Below are 14119 nucleotides of genomic sequence, written 5' to 3' on the forward strand. Positions count from 1 at the left end.
TCTCTCCTATTAAAAGTTAATTATAATTTTACCATTCACATGGCCGGTTTCACTTAATTGATGGGCTTCAATCAAGGATGTTTTTGAGAAGGGCAATTCCTTAGCAATGACTGATTTCAATTTACCTGCCGTCATCATTTCACCAATCTCTGCCAGCTGACTACCATTAGTTCGTAGCCAAATTGCCTGATAATCTTTATGTGTTTCTTTAGCAATCTTAGCAGCTTGAGGATCCTTAGGTGATATTGAAATTTGCTTACCGCGCGGCTTAAGATAGCTGAATGCCGCTAGCTGAGTTTGACCGCCAATTGTATCAATTATCAAATCCATATCAGTAATCTGACTCATTGCCTCATTATCATGATAATCCACAACCACATCAGCACCCAAATTTTGTAACGCTTTTTTATTAGTTTGGCTCGCGGTTGTCCAAACCTCGGCCCCAGCATTTTTAGCCATTTGGATTGCAAAGGTCCCAACACCACCGGCCCCTGCTTGAATCAATACTTTCTGACCTGCTTGTAATTTACCATAATCAAATAATGCCTGCCAAGCAGTAAGCCCGGCTAGTGGTACCGCAGCTGCTTCCGCAAAAGATACATTTTGAGGCTTAGGAGCTAATAAATGATCATCAACTGCCACAAATTCAGCGTAAGTGCCGTTAGGAGTGGTGTCTGGTCTAGCAAAAACCTTATCGCCAACCCGCCAACCAGTAACCGCAGAACCAACTTCGGTAATTACCCCAGCAATATCCCAGCCAACAATAATTGGGAACTGCCAATCATACATTTGTTTCAAATAACCTTGTCTTAATTTCCAATCAATTGGATTAATTGATGTGGCTTTCGATTTAACCAAAACCTGGTGGTCACCAATAGATGGTTCTGCAACCTCGATTAATTCTAAATTATCGGCTGAACCATACTCATTAAATGCTACTGCTTTCACTAATTATCACCTTTTCTTATAACGTCAACATCTTATTTATTAATAGTGTAATCACGCCAACTGAAGTACTTGGGAATGCAAAAATTACCTTATTTAATTCAGCTGGACCCATATGCTGCTCAATAACTAATGTTAGTAAATTAATAATCTCGGCCGCTTCATTACCGTAAACCTCAGCTCCAACTAGCGTTCGTGTTTTTCGGTTAATCACCACGGTTATTTCGGCATCAATTTCATTCTTTGATTGGAAGAGCATCTGCTTACCATAATCGATTTTTTCAACTGCAAGTTGATTGTTACCGACTGCGGCCGCAGAACTCACCCCAACTTGAGCAATTCGAGGAAGTGTGAAAACCACGCCTGGGACAACTGAGTAGTTAATTGGTGAATCATCACCTAAAATCTGAGTAGCAATATAGTTAGATTCAAACGTTGCCGTTGGGGTTAATTTACCAACCATTTTATCCAAAACGTCCCCACTAGCAAAAACATTATCAACACTAGTCTTAAGATGATCATCAACGACAATTCCTTTAGATGAGAATTCAATACCCACTTCAGATAAACCAAGGCCGTCAACGTTTGGCATTCTCCCAGTAGCATCCAGAACATAATTCGCAACTAGGCTGTCATTCTGATTAGTTTTAACCGTTAAATTCCTATCATTACTTTCAACTGCAGTAACTGAAGTTGAAAATTTAAAATTAACACCAGCCTTTTCAAGCTTCGTAACAACTTTTGCGACGTATTCCTGATTAAAGTTCGCTAGCGCCTTATCGGCATATTCAACAATGGTGACTTCACTGCCGAGCTCAACTGCCATTGATGCGAATTCCAATGAAATAATGCCGGCGCCAATAAAGATAATGTGTTTAGGCATTTCTGTAAGCGATAAGAAATCACGACTATCGTTCAGATGTTCATTACCAGGAATATTTAATCTACGAGAATGTTCACCAGTGGCAATAACGATATTCTCGGCAGTATATTTATTTGAATCAACCGCCACAGTATTTTATCAGTCAACTGTCCATGGCCCTTAATAATTGTAATACCTACCGCTTTAAAGACTTGTTCTAGCTGAACTGGTAATGGATTAATAATTTTATTTTTGTAATCCATCAGTGCTGACCAGTTAATATCAACATCGCCATTAATAATTCCAGGATATTGCCGTAACTGATTTTTTAATTCGAATGGTCCATCTAGTAAAATTTTCGGATCACAACCATAACTGGTACAAGTCCCAGCAATAGTATCCTCTTCAATGATTGCCACTCGCTTTCCAGCCTGACTAAGCATAACTGCAGCATGCCAACTAGCATGTCCACTACCAATAAAAATTACATCAAAATCCATAAATACCCCTCCATTTTAAGTCGCGCACGACTAATTACTGATAAAAATAACGGTCGATCATTCTACTTTATCGAATCCGTTAACTCATTTATTAAATCATTATTAATTCGCAGCGCTTCATGATATTTTTCCACATCAAGTTCGCCATTATCAATCCATTTTGTAACTGCCGCAAAAACATTGTCCTGCTTGGCAGCTCCTTCTTGGGTCAAACTAACAATGAGTTGCCGCTTATCTGCCACATCTCGATGTCGAATAACCCAACCGGCTGTTTCCAATCGCTTCAACAGTGGCGTTAACGTGTTACTCTCTAAATCTAATTGTTTACCCAGTTGATTTAGCGTCTGATTATCTTGTTCCCAAAGTGCCAGTAAGACAATGTATTGAGGATAAGTTAAATCAAACTCTTTAAGGGCTAACTGGTAAAATTTATTAAACAGCCGATTAGCGATATATACTGAAAAACAAAGCTGATTTGCCAAATTCATTTCTTTAGGAATCAAATAATCTTCTCCAATCAATCGTGTACGATTTAATTGCTAGTATACACTGAATATCAATCAATACAACTTAAATTAAGAAATATTTTTAAGTAGTCCACTAATTATGATCGTTTAAGTTTTTCAAAGTTCGTTTTAAGAAATACTTATAGCGGTCAATCTCATCACTGGTCATCCCCCAAACCAACCTTTGTTCCATCACATCCAGCTGCGCTTTAAAGTAATCATCATGATTTGTCATCTGACTTCTAAACTCCGGATTAAAAATAATCCGATTAGAGCGTTTATCGTTAGGCATTGGAACCATATCAATGAATTTATGTTGGCGCAGTCGCTGAACGATGCCACTCACAGTGGATTTACTTAGATTAAATGCGTCTTGCAACTTTTTCTGAGTAATTATCTCGTCGTCATGCTTATCCATATACTGTAACACTGACATTTGTGTACTAGTAACTTGTGGCAGCACATTATTGGCTAGCACCTGTTTAGTGAATTGTTTATCATACATAATACTAATGGATTTAATCATTTCTGCAATTGTGGCATCCATCTACAAATTCTTCTTTCTAATAAAAGTTTAGTTATTAATAATAGTGTACTTTATCTGGGAATTTTCAGATACCCAAATGTCATTTTGTTTGCTCTTTTTAAAATAAAGAACTATACTAGCAAAGTAGTTCGCTAGCGAACAAAACGTTTTTTATAAATAAAATAGCTATTCTAAGGAGGAATCATCATGGTTCTTAATGCGCTTAAATCATTTTTCAGTCCTATTCCACTAACGGTTAAGGAGATCCAACATCCTGTGGGAGATTATTATGTTATTAAGTTGACTTTCGCCTCAGATAAAAAATTCACTTGGCGGCCTGGAACGGCCGGAATGTTCACCCTTCCACACCAAAAACATACTGGTAGCGGCTTTCGATTCTTTTCAATTGCCGCAGTTCCCAGCGAACATACGATTATTATCGGCACCAGAACGGGTAAAGAACCCAGTGCCTATAAATCAGTTTTAATTAATCTCAAACCTGGTGATCGAGTTAACCTCCGCGGACCAATTGGCACATTTGGTATTAAAAATCCAGATGTTCCAGCTGTCATGATTGCTAGTGGTGTTGGCATTACTCCTTTTAGGGCAATGGCTTTATCATTACCAGGTCATGCCACACGCGCTAGTGAATTAATCCACTCATCTCATGGCTTCCATTTATTCACTGCCGATTTCGCTAATGTTGCTAATCAAGATGAGAATTTTAGTTACTTACCTGTCGAATCAGGTAAAGAGGCTCAAGCAAAAATATTAACTAGCATTGATAAATTTGGTAACGACGCGTATTACTACCTGTCAGGATCATCTAAGATTGTTAAAGCAAATAAACAATTCTTAAAACAGAATGGTATTTCAAGTAACCGAATTATTACTGATATTCAAATTGGTTATTAATAACAAATAACATTTTCGGTTCTATAAAAAGAGATGAAGGTCTTTCGACCTTCATCTCTTTTCAATTCATCAATCTAATTTGATTAATACCAAATCATCATTATAAATTATTTTTTAAGTGCAGTCCATTTCCAATCAGTGAACTCTTCGATATCATGACCTTCGTCACGAGTGATCTTAAAGTGCTTAGCTAAGATGTCATCCATCTTCTTTTCAAAGTCATTGCCGGCAGCATTGTCAACAACGCCCTTGTCCATAAGAACTTGAACAGCGTCTTTAGCTTGGTTGAAACGGTCTAACTTAGAATATACACGCATGTCGTATGCAGTGGTGATATCACCATCTTCACGGTAACCATGAACATGTAGGCCTAAGTGTTGACGTTCGTAGAACATTGATTCGATTAAGTCTTCGTAACCATGGAAACCAAATACAACTGGTGTACCTGATTCGCCGAAGAACTTAGTGAATTCTGCGTCAGATAATGCACGTTCGTCGTTAAGAGGTCCGTTCTTCTTTTGAAGACGTCCTAATTCAACAACGTTAATGTAACGCATCTTAACTTCTGGGAAGGCATCGTTGATCAAGTCAACAGCAGCCAAAGTTTCGATAGTTGGTTCTACACCAGCTGATGCAAAGACGATATCAGCATCTTCACCTTCAGCAACAGTAGAAGCCCAATCGATTGTCTTCAAACCAGTAGTTGCTAATTCTTCAGCTTCATCAACTGAGAACCATTGTTGACGTGGTTGTTTAGAAGCAACAATGTGGTTAACCTTTTGACGGTCGTTGAAGGCACGGTTAAATACGGCTAACAATGAGTTACCATCAGCAGGTAGGTATTGACGAATGAAGTCAGACTTCTTTTCAGCCAAGTGAGTAAGCATACCTGGATCTTGGTGAGTGTAACCATTGTGGTCTTGTTGGAATACAGTTGAAGTTGAGATCAAGTTCAATGATGGGTAATCATTACGCCATGGTTGATCTGCAGCTTGACGAATCCACTTGAAGTGTTGAGTAGTCATTGAGTCAACTACACGTAAGAATGATTCGTATGATGCGAATACACCAGTACGACCAGTCAATGTGTAACCTTCTAACCAACCTTCAGCTTGGTGTTCTGATAATTGAGCATCCAAGATACGGCCTTCTGGAGCTTCGTATTGGTCATATGGTTCGTTAACTTTACTCATCCATTGACGGTTAGTAATGTTAAACATGTCCCATAGACGGTTTGACATAGTTTCGTCAGGTCCGAAGATCCGGAATGAGTTAGGGTTCTTCTTAGCAACGCCAGCAAAGAAAGTAGAAAGAACGTTCATATCCATGTTACGGTTACCTTCAGGTAATTCAGTACCACGGTTACTATCGTTAATGTCGTTAGCTAATGATTTCCAGTCTGGTAGGTCAAGCATTTCTGCCTTAGCGCCTTTAGCACGACCACCATTAGCAACTGGGTTAGCTGCCATACGTTTGTCACCCTTAGGTGCAAAGTCAGCAACTTCGTCCTTCAATGATCCATCAGCATTGAATAATTCGGTTGGCTTGTATGAGTTCATCCAATCTTCGAATTCTTGCAATTGGCTTAAGTCGCCTTGCTTCAAGTCAAGAGGAACTTGGTGAGCACGGAATGAGCCTTCGATTGGTTCACCCTTCTTGTTGTGGCTTGGACCACCCCAACCTTTAGGTAAACGAGCGATGATTACTGGCCATGCAGCATTTCGCCATCTTCGTACTTGCCGTTTTCACGAGCATCTTTTTGAATTTGTTTGATATCTGCAATAGCTTGGTCAAAGACTTTAGCAGCCTTTTCGTGGTAAGCCATGTAGTCATGAATGTCATCGTTTTCGATGAAACGTGGTGACCAGCCAAGTCCTTCAAAGAACTTAGTCAATTGTTCGTCACTCATTCGTGAAGTAATAGTAGGGTTTGAAATCTTGAATCCGTTAACGTCAAGAATTGGCAATACAGCACCATCATTCTTAGGGTTCAAGAACTTAATTGAGTTCCATGCAGTCATTGCAGGACCAGTTTCGTTTTCACCATCACCAACAACAGTAAATGCAATTTCATCTGGGTTGTCTAAGACAGCACCAGTAGCATGTGATAGTGAGTATCCAAGTTCTCCACCTTCGTGAAGTGAACCTGGAGTTTGAGCGGTCATATGTGATCCGATTCCACCAGGGAATGAGAAACGCTTGTATAGACGTGACATACCTTCGATATCTTGAGTAATTTCAGGATAATCTTCAGTGTAAGTACCATCTAAGTAAGAGTTAGTAACCATAACTTGGCCACCGTGACCAGGACCACCAATGTAGAACATGTTTAAGTTGTACTTGTTGATCAAACGGTTTGCGTGGGCATACAAGAACGTTTGTCCTGAAATTGTACCCCAGTGACCAATTGGCTTAACTTTAACATCGTCAGCTTTAATTGGTGTATTTGTAACAGAGAATAGTGGGTTGCTCTTTAAGAAGATCATACCACCAGAAAGGTATGTGGTTGCGCGCCACCATGCGTCAACTTTTTCCAAATATGCTTTGGAATCGTAATCTACTGCCATGAATTTAACACTCCTTCAATGAATTGATAACTAAGTTATTTATCTCAACTGTATCTCGTAAATAAGACGTTAAAAAATAACAATGGTTATATCTATTTACAAACCATATCATACCGGATTTTTATAAAAAGTCAACATCTTTGAAATTGATACGTCCCAATTTATTAAATAAAATTCCGGCAATGCACATCACCCGCTTCAAATCCGTTAAAATCAAGGAAAAGTAAAGATTAATATCTATCTTTAAATTCCGATTTTAACTATGTATCATAATATATTATTTGCTAATTTAACGCTTGCGATAGCTCTTTTAAATGTGGATTCTTTACCTTTTAATTTTGGGACGTTCTAATTTAAAAGTGTATACGTACCAAAAAAACTGTTATAATTTACGCAAATAAGCATATTAGTTGGCTAATTCACAGGAGACCGAAATAAAATGGCAGATTTAATATATCGTAAGGTAATTAACGATATTAAAAACCGAATATTTGACAATGAGTTCCAAAATAACAAGTTACCAGACGAACGTAGCCTCAGCGAATCTTACCAAGTAAGCCGCAGTACCATCAAACGAGCACTAAACATTTGGCACAACAAGGAGTCGTATTTAAAAGCGAGGATCTGGGACTTTCGTCAATCCCCTATATTTAAAGAATCAGTCCCTATTCCAATATGAAGGAAATAATCTTGGGGTCACTGACAATATCACGACTACTGGTCAAAAATCTACTATTGAATTATTAGATTATCAAGTCACACCTGCCAGTGCTGAAATTCAGCAAAACCTATTTCTTAATGAAAATGAATTCGTGTATCAAATTAAACGACTGCGATTAATTGATGACAAACCAATCATCATTGAAACTGGTTATATTCCGATTAAGTTGGCGCCGGAATTATCTGCAGATACCGTTAGAGAATCAATTTTCAACTATATTGATGAAAAAGAACATAAACGAGTTAGCAAATCTTTTATGTCCATCATGACTGAGCCTTCCACTAAGGAAGATCAGCAACTTTTAAACTTGAAACCTAACGAACCTGTCGGAATAATGTCTGGTACATTCTTCTTAGACGATGGTACCCCATTTGAATTTTCGACTATGCGGGTTCACTATCAATATTTAAACTATAATACGTTTATCAATTTAAATGCTGAATAACTATCAAATAAATTTCCCTCTTAAAGTCATTCTTATCACTGACTTAAGGGGGATTTTTTTAATTCATTGATTCAAATATGTTGCATTAAATTTAGTTGCGGGTATACTAATCACCATAATTAATTGATTGTTCAATTAAGAAAGATGCTGATGTTATCTCAAAATTAAAATCACAAGAAGCTAAGACTGTTTCAACCGCCACAATTGCCACCCGAACCATGGCTTGGAATTTCATTAATAACCATAGATAGGATGATAATTATATGCGAGCACAAGATGACGAAAAACGAAAACGAATTCTAGATAGTACCAGTAATATCATTATGACTCAGGGCATCGCAGCTGTTTCTTTGAGTAAAATTGCTAAGAATGCCGGGATTGCCTCTGGAACCCTATACACCTATTTCAAAGACAAGAACGACATGTTGCGTGCCTTGTATTTGAACCGAAAAGAACGGATTGCTGAAGCCATTACCCAATTAGATATTAACGGTGACCCAAGACAAGGGTTTAATCACTTTATGGATTTGATTTATGATTACGGTCAAGAGCATTTAGACGAATTTGTATTGATCAGAGAATTTGGTCAAAGCCCAATCCTAAAAAGTTTAAATATTTCTCAAGCAGAAGCCTATGCTGGTTTCGAAAGCTTAGAAGAATTTGTGCAAAATGGAGTTAGTAAACAAGTATTTTTTGACATTGATTTCCAAGTAATTCTCGACTATGCATATACACCGGTCATTGAATACCTGATCTCAATTCAAAATGGCAATTTAGATCCCAATAAGATTCCGTTTGAACAAATTAAAATGTTATCTACCCGGGCAATTATTATGGAGGAATCAAAATGAAAAATGTTGTTTTAATTGGTGCTAACGGCGCCACAATGCAAGTTCTTGAAGATCAATTAAAGGATAATCCAGAGGTTCATTTAACATTATTTTTAAGAAATGCCAGTCGAGCAAACACAGCTGACTTTAGTGTTCCAGTTTCTGTGTTTGAAGGTGACGCAACCAATCAAGAAGATTTAAATAACGCAATCGCAGGCCAAGATATTGTGATTGTCGGTCTTGGTGGTGCCTTAGCACCTTTTGTTGAACCAATTAAACAAGCCATGGATAAGAATAACGTGTCGCGCTTGATTTTCATTCTTGGCCTAGGAATCTACGACGAAGTTCCTGGTAAATTCGGTGAATGGAATGGATCCTTTGATGGCATGCCCGACTTTAAACATGCAGCCCAATTAATCGAAAACTCTGGTCTAAACTACACGATTCTCCGACCAGCCTGGATGTCTAACCGCCCAGAAGTTAACTACGAAACCACCGTTAAGGGTGAAACTTTCCGTGGCACAGTAATTACTCGAGCAAGCATTGCAGACTACATCATTAAATTAATCAATGATCCAAAATTAGCAAATCAAGGATCGATTGGTTTATCAGAGCCTGGGACTGACGGTGATTCACCATACCCATTCATTTAACTAAGAAGGCATTATTCTAATGGATAATTTAAATAATCAAATCGAGGAACTTGATAAGTTGATTGCTTCGCACCACCATATCGTTGCATTGACTGGCGCCGGCATTTCAACCTCAGCAGGAATTAATGATTTAATGCACACCTCGAATCGGACCAGCAGCTTATTAGCATCAGAAAGCCAGCTTGAGGATGAACCAGAAAAATTTTATGCAGCTATGCGCCAAAGTTTCCTAAACCCAATCTTTAAAAATGGTCCAACCATTGCTCACTAGGCATTGGCTAATCTTGAAAAATCCGGGCACTTAGATGCGGTCGTAACGACGAACGTTGACTATTTGCATGAAATAGCTGGCAACACCAAGGTCGCTGACATTTGGTACAGTTTTAACCAAAACTACTGCACCAAGTGTGGCCATGAATTTTCAATTGATATTCTTAACCAAGCTGGCGTGCCCTATTGTCCAATCTGTGGTGGCTTGATTTCTCCCGGCCCCACTTATCATCACATCGGTACCTCTAAACCAGCTATTCAAAACGCAATTGATTGGATGGACCAAGCTGACATGGTTATCGTCATTGGATCAAATGGTTACTATGACCGAATAAACGATAACGTTCCCCTCGTACAAATCAATCCTGCGTCAACTGAGTTTGACCGAAAAGCAATGTTAAATATTCGGGCGAATGCGGATGATGTGTTGAATAACTATGTTAATTAAATATGAATAAAAAAGAGTGCTCAGTTTACGGGCACTTCTTTTTTTATATAACTATTTTTTATAGGAAATACTGACAGTCGATTTAGTGCCCCCCAACCAGCCAATCAAATCATCCCCTTATACATGGGGAATACTTAAAGTGTGTCCAGACCATACCCAGTACATAGGGATCATCCATATACATGGGGAATACGATTTAAACCATCTGGAAATAATATTTTCCCAAGGATCATCCCCATATACATGGGGAATACTTGGGTAGACTAACTTACGTAATTGGCGCAAACTCTAATCAGATTGGCAAGTCATTATCATCAATGCTAAGTGACAACAAAAGAAATACAGTTACAAGCAACGGTGTCAAATTTAAAGTTGGATACACTCTGACTGAAGGATATATCTATATTACTAAATCAAATCAATAAAATAACGTCCTAGTCTCTAACATAGAGATCAGGACGTTATTTTTAATAAATTACATTATTTAAATCTTAATAAGTGTCCTTACTTTCCACTCTCAAATATTCGATCCAACTCATCGTAATCCTTGAAGATATCGTAATTCTGCTTCGTCCTTTGAATCCACATCGTGACGGCCCGAACTCGACCAATAAAAAAATATTTCGTTAGCTCATCGACTTGATCATCCCGTTGCAGGATTTTATCAATAAAGAAGTTAAAGAATTCAGTTACAAACTCCTTATCCTTAGCCTGAAAAAATATGACATCATGCAAGCTGGATGACTTCACTTCAGCAATCATCTTGAAGGGATGATCGTACAAATTAGCCGAGCTAATATCATCCACCTTCATCAATGAATCCTCAAAAATTTGATCTAGTAACAAATACTTATCTTCAAATGAGTGTAGAAAGTTGAGCGATTAATCAATGCGGCTTCAGATATTAAGTTGACCGTAATTTTGCTGAATTTTTCCTTAGTAAGTAACTCTTTAAACACGGTGGTAATCATTTTATTAGTCCGCTTAGTTCTTAGATCTGGCATAGCTTATCTCCTATCAGGCAATTTTAAACGACATTTCTAGATAGTGTCTATTAACACAACTCTTTCTCGATATTAATCATTTGTTGTTTTAGTTAGTGATGTTATTATAATCACATTCAAAAATAGATTAAAGAGGTAATTTAAATATGACAAAAATATTTGTAACTGGCGGAACTGGATTTATTGGTAGTGCAATGACTAAGGAATTGGTTGAAAAAGGCTATATTGTAAATGCCCTAACACACTCAGAAAAAGGTGCTAAAAAGCTGACTAGTTGGGGTGCTAATCCGATTCTTGGCAGTTTAGAAGATGATGACTTATTAACCAAGCAAGCTAAAGAAAATGATGCCATTTTACATTTAGGAATGGGTATGCCAAGCTATGGATCTACTTTTGCAGATGTCATGACTCTCGACGAACACGTAATTATTTTGATGGGTGAAGCAATCAAAGGCACCAATAAACCGTTAATCGTCACCCACGGAACTGCATCAATGACCCCCGGACAATTCTTTACTGAAAACGACGAAGCCGATGCCGCTTTTCCTCAACGTTCACCTCGAACTTCCGAAGTAGCTGCACGCAAACTACTCGCTGAAGATGTGAATGCATACGTAGTTCGGATGGCTCCTTCGGTTCATGGAGATGGCGATGATAACCACGGCTTCATCCCTCAAAGAATCGAAGATGCAAAGAAACGCGGATATGCCGCTAACTATAATGGTGGTGAAAATCGTTGGACTGCAGTTCACGTCCTCGATGCAAGTCACCTATATGTTTTGGCCCTTGAATATGCACTTAATCAAGGAAACTCCACTTCTTCCACGCTAACGATGAAGAACAATTAAAGATGAAGGATATTGAAGCTGTAATTGCTAAAGAATTAAACATTCCCCTAAAAAATGACTACGCTGATCCCAAAGATTTAGATTTCGCCAATCAATTATTCGCAATGGATATTCCGGCTTCCAGCAAGTTGACTCGTGAAGAGCTCAACTGGACACCGACTCATCCAGGATTATTAGAAGATATGCAACGTTACTTCAAATAATCAAAAATAAGCAAAATGCCTAATCTCACCCTCGAGATTAGGCATTTTGCTTATTTCACATTTAGTAATTATTGATTGTTGCTGTATTTAACATGAATATCTTCACGATAAGGCATGCCACCCAATAATGCGATAACTTCGTCATGGTTCTTATCAATTTCTGCATCTGAATAATGACGGTCAAACGCTCCTTGGTCCTTGTAGAACTCAAATCCAAGTAACATGTCTGGATCGTCATCTTTTTCAAGGAGTAACCAGTCAGTTGGACCATCGGGATCGGCTGACTTATGAAGCTCAGTGGTGAATTCGAATAAGTCTTTGCCCTTACCAGCTTTGGCAGGCATTCTAAGATAACATCCTGGTTGGCCAGCATAGAAATTGTTTTTTGGCAATAATTCATTAATCACCGTCATGTTCGATGAGTAAACATGAACTTCATCTCGAGTTGCTTTAGCCATATCACCCATCACTTCAAGAATTTCATTAGTTTCATCCTCTGTTGATGATGTGTTGTAATGATTGGCTTTAGCTTCTTCACTAGCGAACAGTTCAAATGCGATGACCTTGTCAGGATCAACGGTTGACTTAGCTAAAATCAATCAGTTGGATCATCGCCAGTTATGTTATCTAGATGTTTTGCTTTTAAGCAAAGTTCAAATAACTTGTCCCCCATTCCTCCCTTAGCAGTTAAGGTTACTAATACGCCAGCTTGTCCTTTATATAAACAATCTATAGTAGTCATTTTAATTATCTCCATATTATTAATTACGTTATTTTTAGTCATCTAATTGGAGCGATTTAAGATTATCATCTCTGAAAAATCAAAACTTCAATTTAAATAACGGAGATTATATTAAACCCCGTTAATAACATTGTCAACCAAATTTGCTTATCTTTGTTAAATTTCATCATTAGGTCCGAAAAACGTTGTTAGCACAGTATTTATCGGAATAAAAAATTCCAAATCTCTTAAAAGAAATTTGGAATTTAACATTTATTTAATGACCACCGGTTGCTTTTTGGCCTGTTTGATAAGTTGCTTCATGGACTTTGGTTCTTGTTTATGCACTTCAACTTTCACTTGTTTAGTAGCCTGGTGCTCTATGTCTATGTTAGCAGCTTGTTTAGCGCTTATTGTGGGATCTTTCATCCGCGCTTGCCGAACCGCATTTGTAATAGCGCGTTTGCCTGCAACGGTTGCTTTGTGTTCTTTAATTTTTGCTTGTTTAGCCAACCAATTAGCTTGATTCCGACTAAGAATCTGCCAATCAGTTGGTAACAAAAACCTATTGTTTTTCGTAATTATTTTCTTTTCACCAGCAACTCCTGCAAACAAAAAGTGCCAGATACCGTTATGCTTTAATTGCCATTCTTTAGTGTTAGTGGTTAAAGTAGCCTGATTAACTGACCGGTAAATAACTCGATTAGTCACTGTTAATTTGGGTTGCGTATGTACTAGCCGATTACCACTAGGTTGCCGATAGATATAGACTCGTTCAGTTTTAGCTTTTCGAATCGGTTCATACACTAAAAGTGACAATTGCTTTTGACTTGAAACACTGGCAATCTTGGCAGTTGTTTGGGTGGTATGCTGTGTCATCCCCCAATTTGAGATATCATTTCCGATCATCAAAGTAATTGATCCAACTAGGATAAGCAAGCCAATTCCACCAATCAGCCATCGTTGCCAACTTGTATTCAGAAGAATGAATCCAGCCACAAAAAGGATCACGCCAATAAATAAAAATAATAAAATCATATTATTACCCCTCCTGCTTGTAATCTTTAACCCTGCAAGCAAAAATGAAATCAATCACTCCGAATGCCGTTGCAACTAAAAAGGCTGCGTGAAATCCATGCATAGCTGCTGAATACGA

At 38.1% G+C, this 14119-nt stretch carries 17 protein-coding genes and 3 pseudogenes; 9 read left to right on the forward strand and 11 right to left on the reverse strand.

All coding sequences use genetic code 11. From position 1 onward, the window contains the following. Window positions 1–9: 9 nt before the first annotated feature. From NBRC111893_RS08670 to NBRC111893_RS08685, 4 genes and pseudogenes are all read right to left on the reverse strand, one after another. Window positions 10–948: an NADP-dependent oxidoreductase gene (locus tag NBRC111893_RS08670; RefSeq protein ID WP_125008743.1), complete on the reverse strand. Its 939-nt coding sequence runs from the start codon at window positions 946–948 to the stop codon at window positions 10–12. 16 nt (window positions 949–964) lie between these two features. Next, a pseudogene (locus NBRC111893_RS08675) lies at window positions 965–2307 on the reverse strand (dihydrolipoyl dehydrogenase family protein). 62 nt (window positions 2308–2369) lie between these two features. Next, entirely contained in the window at window positions 2370–2828 is a 459-nt protein-coding gene (locus tag NBRC111893_RS08680) for a MarR family winged helix-turn-helix transcriptional regulator (RefSeq protein ID WP_369689736.1), read from the reverse strand. Between the two features lie 79 nt (window positions 2829–2907). Continuing rightward, a complete protein-coding gene (locus NBRC111893_RS08685; RefSeq protein WP_125008746.1) occupies window positions 2908–3360 on the reverse strand; it encodes a MarR family winged helix-turn-helix transcriptional regulator in 453 nt (150 codons plus the stop codon). 186 nt (window positions 3361–3546) lie between these two features. Here NBRC111893_RS08685 and NBRC111893_RS08690 point away from each other — a divergent pair, with 186 nt between their 5' ends. Further along, complete coding sequence (locus NBRC111893_RS08690; protein WP_125008748.1) at window positions 3547–4254, forward strand: FAD-dependent oxidoreductase; 708 nt, start codon at window positions 3547–3549, stop codon at window positions 4252–4254. Window positions 4255–4361: 107 nt separating this feature from the next. Here NBRC111893_RS08690 and NBRC111893_RS08695 read toward each other — a convergent pair. Continuing rightward, a pseudogene (locus tag NBRC111893_RS08695) lies at window positions 4362–6820 on the reverse strand (phosphoketolase family protein). A gap of 439 nt (window positions 6821–7259) precedes the next feature. Between NBRC111893_RS08695 and NBRC111893_RS08700 the strand changes: the two are divergent. After that, window positions 7260–7986, forward strand: a pseudogene (locus tag NBRC111893_RS08700) (GntR family transcriptional regulator). A 106-nt stretch (window positions 7987–8092) separates the two neighbouring features. On the opposite strand, the gene NBRC111893_RS11910 reads toward NBRC111893_RS08700, so the two are convergent. Further along, window positions 8093–8221 (reverse strand): hypothetical protein, encoded by a 129-nt coding sequence (locus NBRC111893_RS11910; RefSeq protein WP_261341445.1) that lies wholly within the window; start codon window positions 8219–8221, stop codon window positions 8093–8095. Between the two features lie 28 nt (window positions 8222–8249). Between NBRC111893_RS11910 and NBRC111893_RS08705 the strand changes: the two genes are divergently transcribed. From NBRC111893_RS08705 to NBRC111893_RS10715, 5 genes are all read left to right on the forward strand, one after another. Then, on the forward strand, window positions 8250–8837 hold the full coding sequence (locus NBRC111893_RS08705; RefSeq protein WP_125008750.1) for a TetR/AcrR family transcriptional regulator: 588 nt from the start codon (window positions 8250–8252) through the stop codon (window positions 8835–8837). Next, entirely contained in the window at window positions 8834–9469 is a 636-nt protein-coding gene (locus tag NBRC111893_RS08710) for an NAD(P)H-binding protein (RefSeq protein WP_125008751.1), read from the forward strand. Before NBRC111893_RS08705 ends, NBRC111893_RS08710 begins: the two co-directional genes overlap by 4 nt. Window positions 9470–9488: 19 nt before the next feature. Beyond that, entirely contained in the window at window positions 9489–9740 is a 252-nt protein-coding gene (locus NBRC111893_RS08715) for an SIR2 family protein (protein WP_125008752.1), read from the forward strand. 3 nt (window positions 9741–9743) lie between these two features. Further along, entirely contained in the window at window positions 9744–10187 is a 444-nt protein-coding gene (locus NBRC111893_RS08720) for an SIR2 family NAD-dependent protein deacylase (RefSeq protein ID WP_125008753.1), read from the forward strand. A 254-nt stretch (window positions 10188–10441) separates the two neighbouring features. Then, entirely contained in the window at window positions 10442–10612 is a 171-nt protein-coding gene (locus tag NBRC111893_RS10715) for a hypothetical protein (RefSeq protein ID WP_160114472.1), read from the forward strand. A gap of 79 nt (window positions 10613–10691) precedes the next feature. Here the strand turns inward: NBRC111893_RS10715 and NBRC111893_RS08725 are convergent, their stop codons facing one another. Further along, window positions 10692–11000: a hypothetical protein gene (locus tag NBRC111893_RS08725; protein WP_125008755.1), complete on the reverse strand. Its 309-nt coding sequence runs from the start codon at window positions 10998–11000 to the stop codon at window positions 10692–10694. 23 nt (window positions 11001–11023) lie between these two features. After that, window positions 11024–11191 carry a hypothetical protein gene (locus NBRC111893_RS10720; protein ID WP_160114473.1) on the reverse strand — a complete coding sequence of 56 codons (168 nt, stop codon included), beginning with the start codon at window positions 11189–11191 and terminating at the stop codon, window positions 11024–11026. Window positions 11192–11337: 146 nt separating this feature from the next. Between NBRC111893_RS10720 and NBRC111893_RS08730 the strand changes: the two genes are divergently transcribed. Both NBRC111893_RS08730 and NBRC111893_RS08735 read left to right on the forward strand, forming a co-directional pair. Beyond that, window positions 11338–12039, forward strand: coding sequence for an NAD-dependent epimerase/dehydratase family protein (locus tag NBRC111893_RS08730; RefSeq protein ID WP_125008756.1), 702 nt, complete (start codon window positions 11338–11340; stop codon window positions 12037–12039). 2 nt (window positions 12040–12041) lie between these two features. Beyond that, window positions 12042–12242 (forward strand): hypothetical protein, encoded by a 201-nt coding sequence (locus tag NBRC111893_RS08735; protein ID WP_125008757.1) that lies wholly within the window; start codon window positions 12042–12044, stop codon window positions 12240–12242. Window positions 12243–12310: 68 nt separating this feature from the next. On the opposite strand, the gene NBRC111893_RS11455 is transcribed toward NBRC111893_RS08735, so the two are convergent. From NBRC111893_RS11455 to NBRC111893_RS08750, 3 genes are all read right to left on the reverse strand, one after another. Continuing rightward, window positions 12311–12841, reverse strand: coding sequence for a hypothetical protein (locus NBRC111893_RS11455; RefSeq protein ID WP_225417718.1), 531 nt, complete (start codon window positions 12839–12841; stop codon window positions 12311–12313). Beyond that, window positions 12838–12984 (reverse strand): hypothetical protein, encoded by a 147-nt coding sequence (locus NBRC111893_RS10830; protein WP_191984842.1) that lies wholly within the window; start codon window positions 12982–12984, stop codon window positions 12838–12840. The genes NBRC111893_RS11455 and NBRC111893_RS10830 overlap by 4 nt, the downstream gene beginning before the upstream one ends. 252 nt (window positions 12985–13236) lie before the next feature. Then, a complete protein-coding gene (locus tag NBRC111893_RS08750) occupies window positions 13237–14001 on the reverse strand; it encodes a DUF4811 domain-containing protein (RefSeq protein WP_125008759.1) in 765 nt (254 codons plus the stop codon). Between the last annotated feature and the right edge of the window lie 118 nt (window positions 14002–14119).

Origin of the sequence: Lentilactobacillus kosonis, assembly GCF_003864335.1 — a bacterium.
Classification (GTDB): Bacteria; Bacillota; Bacilli; order Lactobacillales; family Lactobacillaceae; genus Lentilactobacillus; species Lentilactobacillus kosonis.

What these genes read in the sequence shown, in the direction of transcription:
- NBRC111893_RS08710 (WP_125008751.1), top strand. Translation starts at nt 8,834, where the DNA reads ATGAAAAATGTTGTTTTAATTGGTGCTAACGGCGCCACAATGCAAGTT.
- NBRC111893_RS08690 (WP_125008748.1), top strand. Translation starts at nt 3,547, where the DNA reads ATGGTTCTTAATGCGCTTAAATCATTTTTCAGTCCTATTCCACTAACG.
- NBRC111893_RS10720 (WP_160114473.1), bottom strand. Translation starts at nt 11,191, where the DNA reads ATGCCAGATCTAAGAACTAAGCGGACTAATAAAATGATTACCACCGTG.
- NBRC111893_RS11910 (WP_261341445.1), bottom strand. Translation starts at nt 8,221, where the DNA reads ATGAAATTCCAAGCCATGGTTCGGGTGGCAATTGTGGCGGTTGAAACA.
- NBRC111893_RS08750 (WP_125008759.1), bottom strand. Translation starts at nt 14,001, where the DNA reads ATGATTTTATTATTTTTATTTATTGGCGTGATCCTTTTTGTGGCTGGA.
- NBRC111893_RS08685 (WP_125008746.1), bottom strand. Translation starts at nt 3,360, where the DNA reads ATGGATGCCACAATTGCAGAAATGATTAAATCCATTAGTATTATGTAT.
- NBRC111893_RS08730 (WP_125008756.1), top strand. Translation starts at nt 11,338, where the DNA reads ATGACAAAAATATTTGTAACTGGCGGAACTGGATTTATTGGTAGTGCA.
- NBRC111893_RS10830 (WP_191984842.1), bottom strand. Translation starts at nt 12,984, where the DNA reads ATGACTACTATAGATTGTTTATATAAAGGACAAGCTGGCGTATTAGTA.
- NBRC111893_RS08735 (WP_125008757.1), top strand. Translation starts at nt 12,042, where the DNA reads ATGAAGGATATTGAAGCTGTAATTGCTAAAGAATTAAACATTCCCCTA.
- NBRC111893_RS08725 (WP_125008755.1), bottom strand. Translation starts at nt 11,000, where the DNA reads ATGAAGGTGGATGATATTAGCTCGGCTAATTTGTACGATCATCCCTTC.
- NBRC111893_RS08715 (WP_125008752.1), top strand. Translation starts at nt 9,489, where the DNA reads ATGGATAATTTAAATAATCAAATCGAGGAACTTGATAAGTTGATTGCT.
- NBRC111893_RS08705 (WP_125008750.1), top strand. Translation starts at nt 8,250, where the DNA reads ATGCGAGCACAAGATGACGAAAAACGAAAACGAATTCTAGATAGTACC.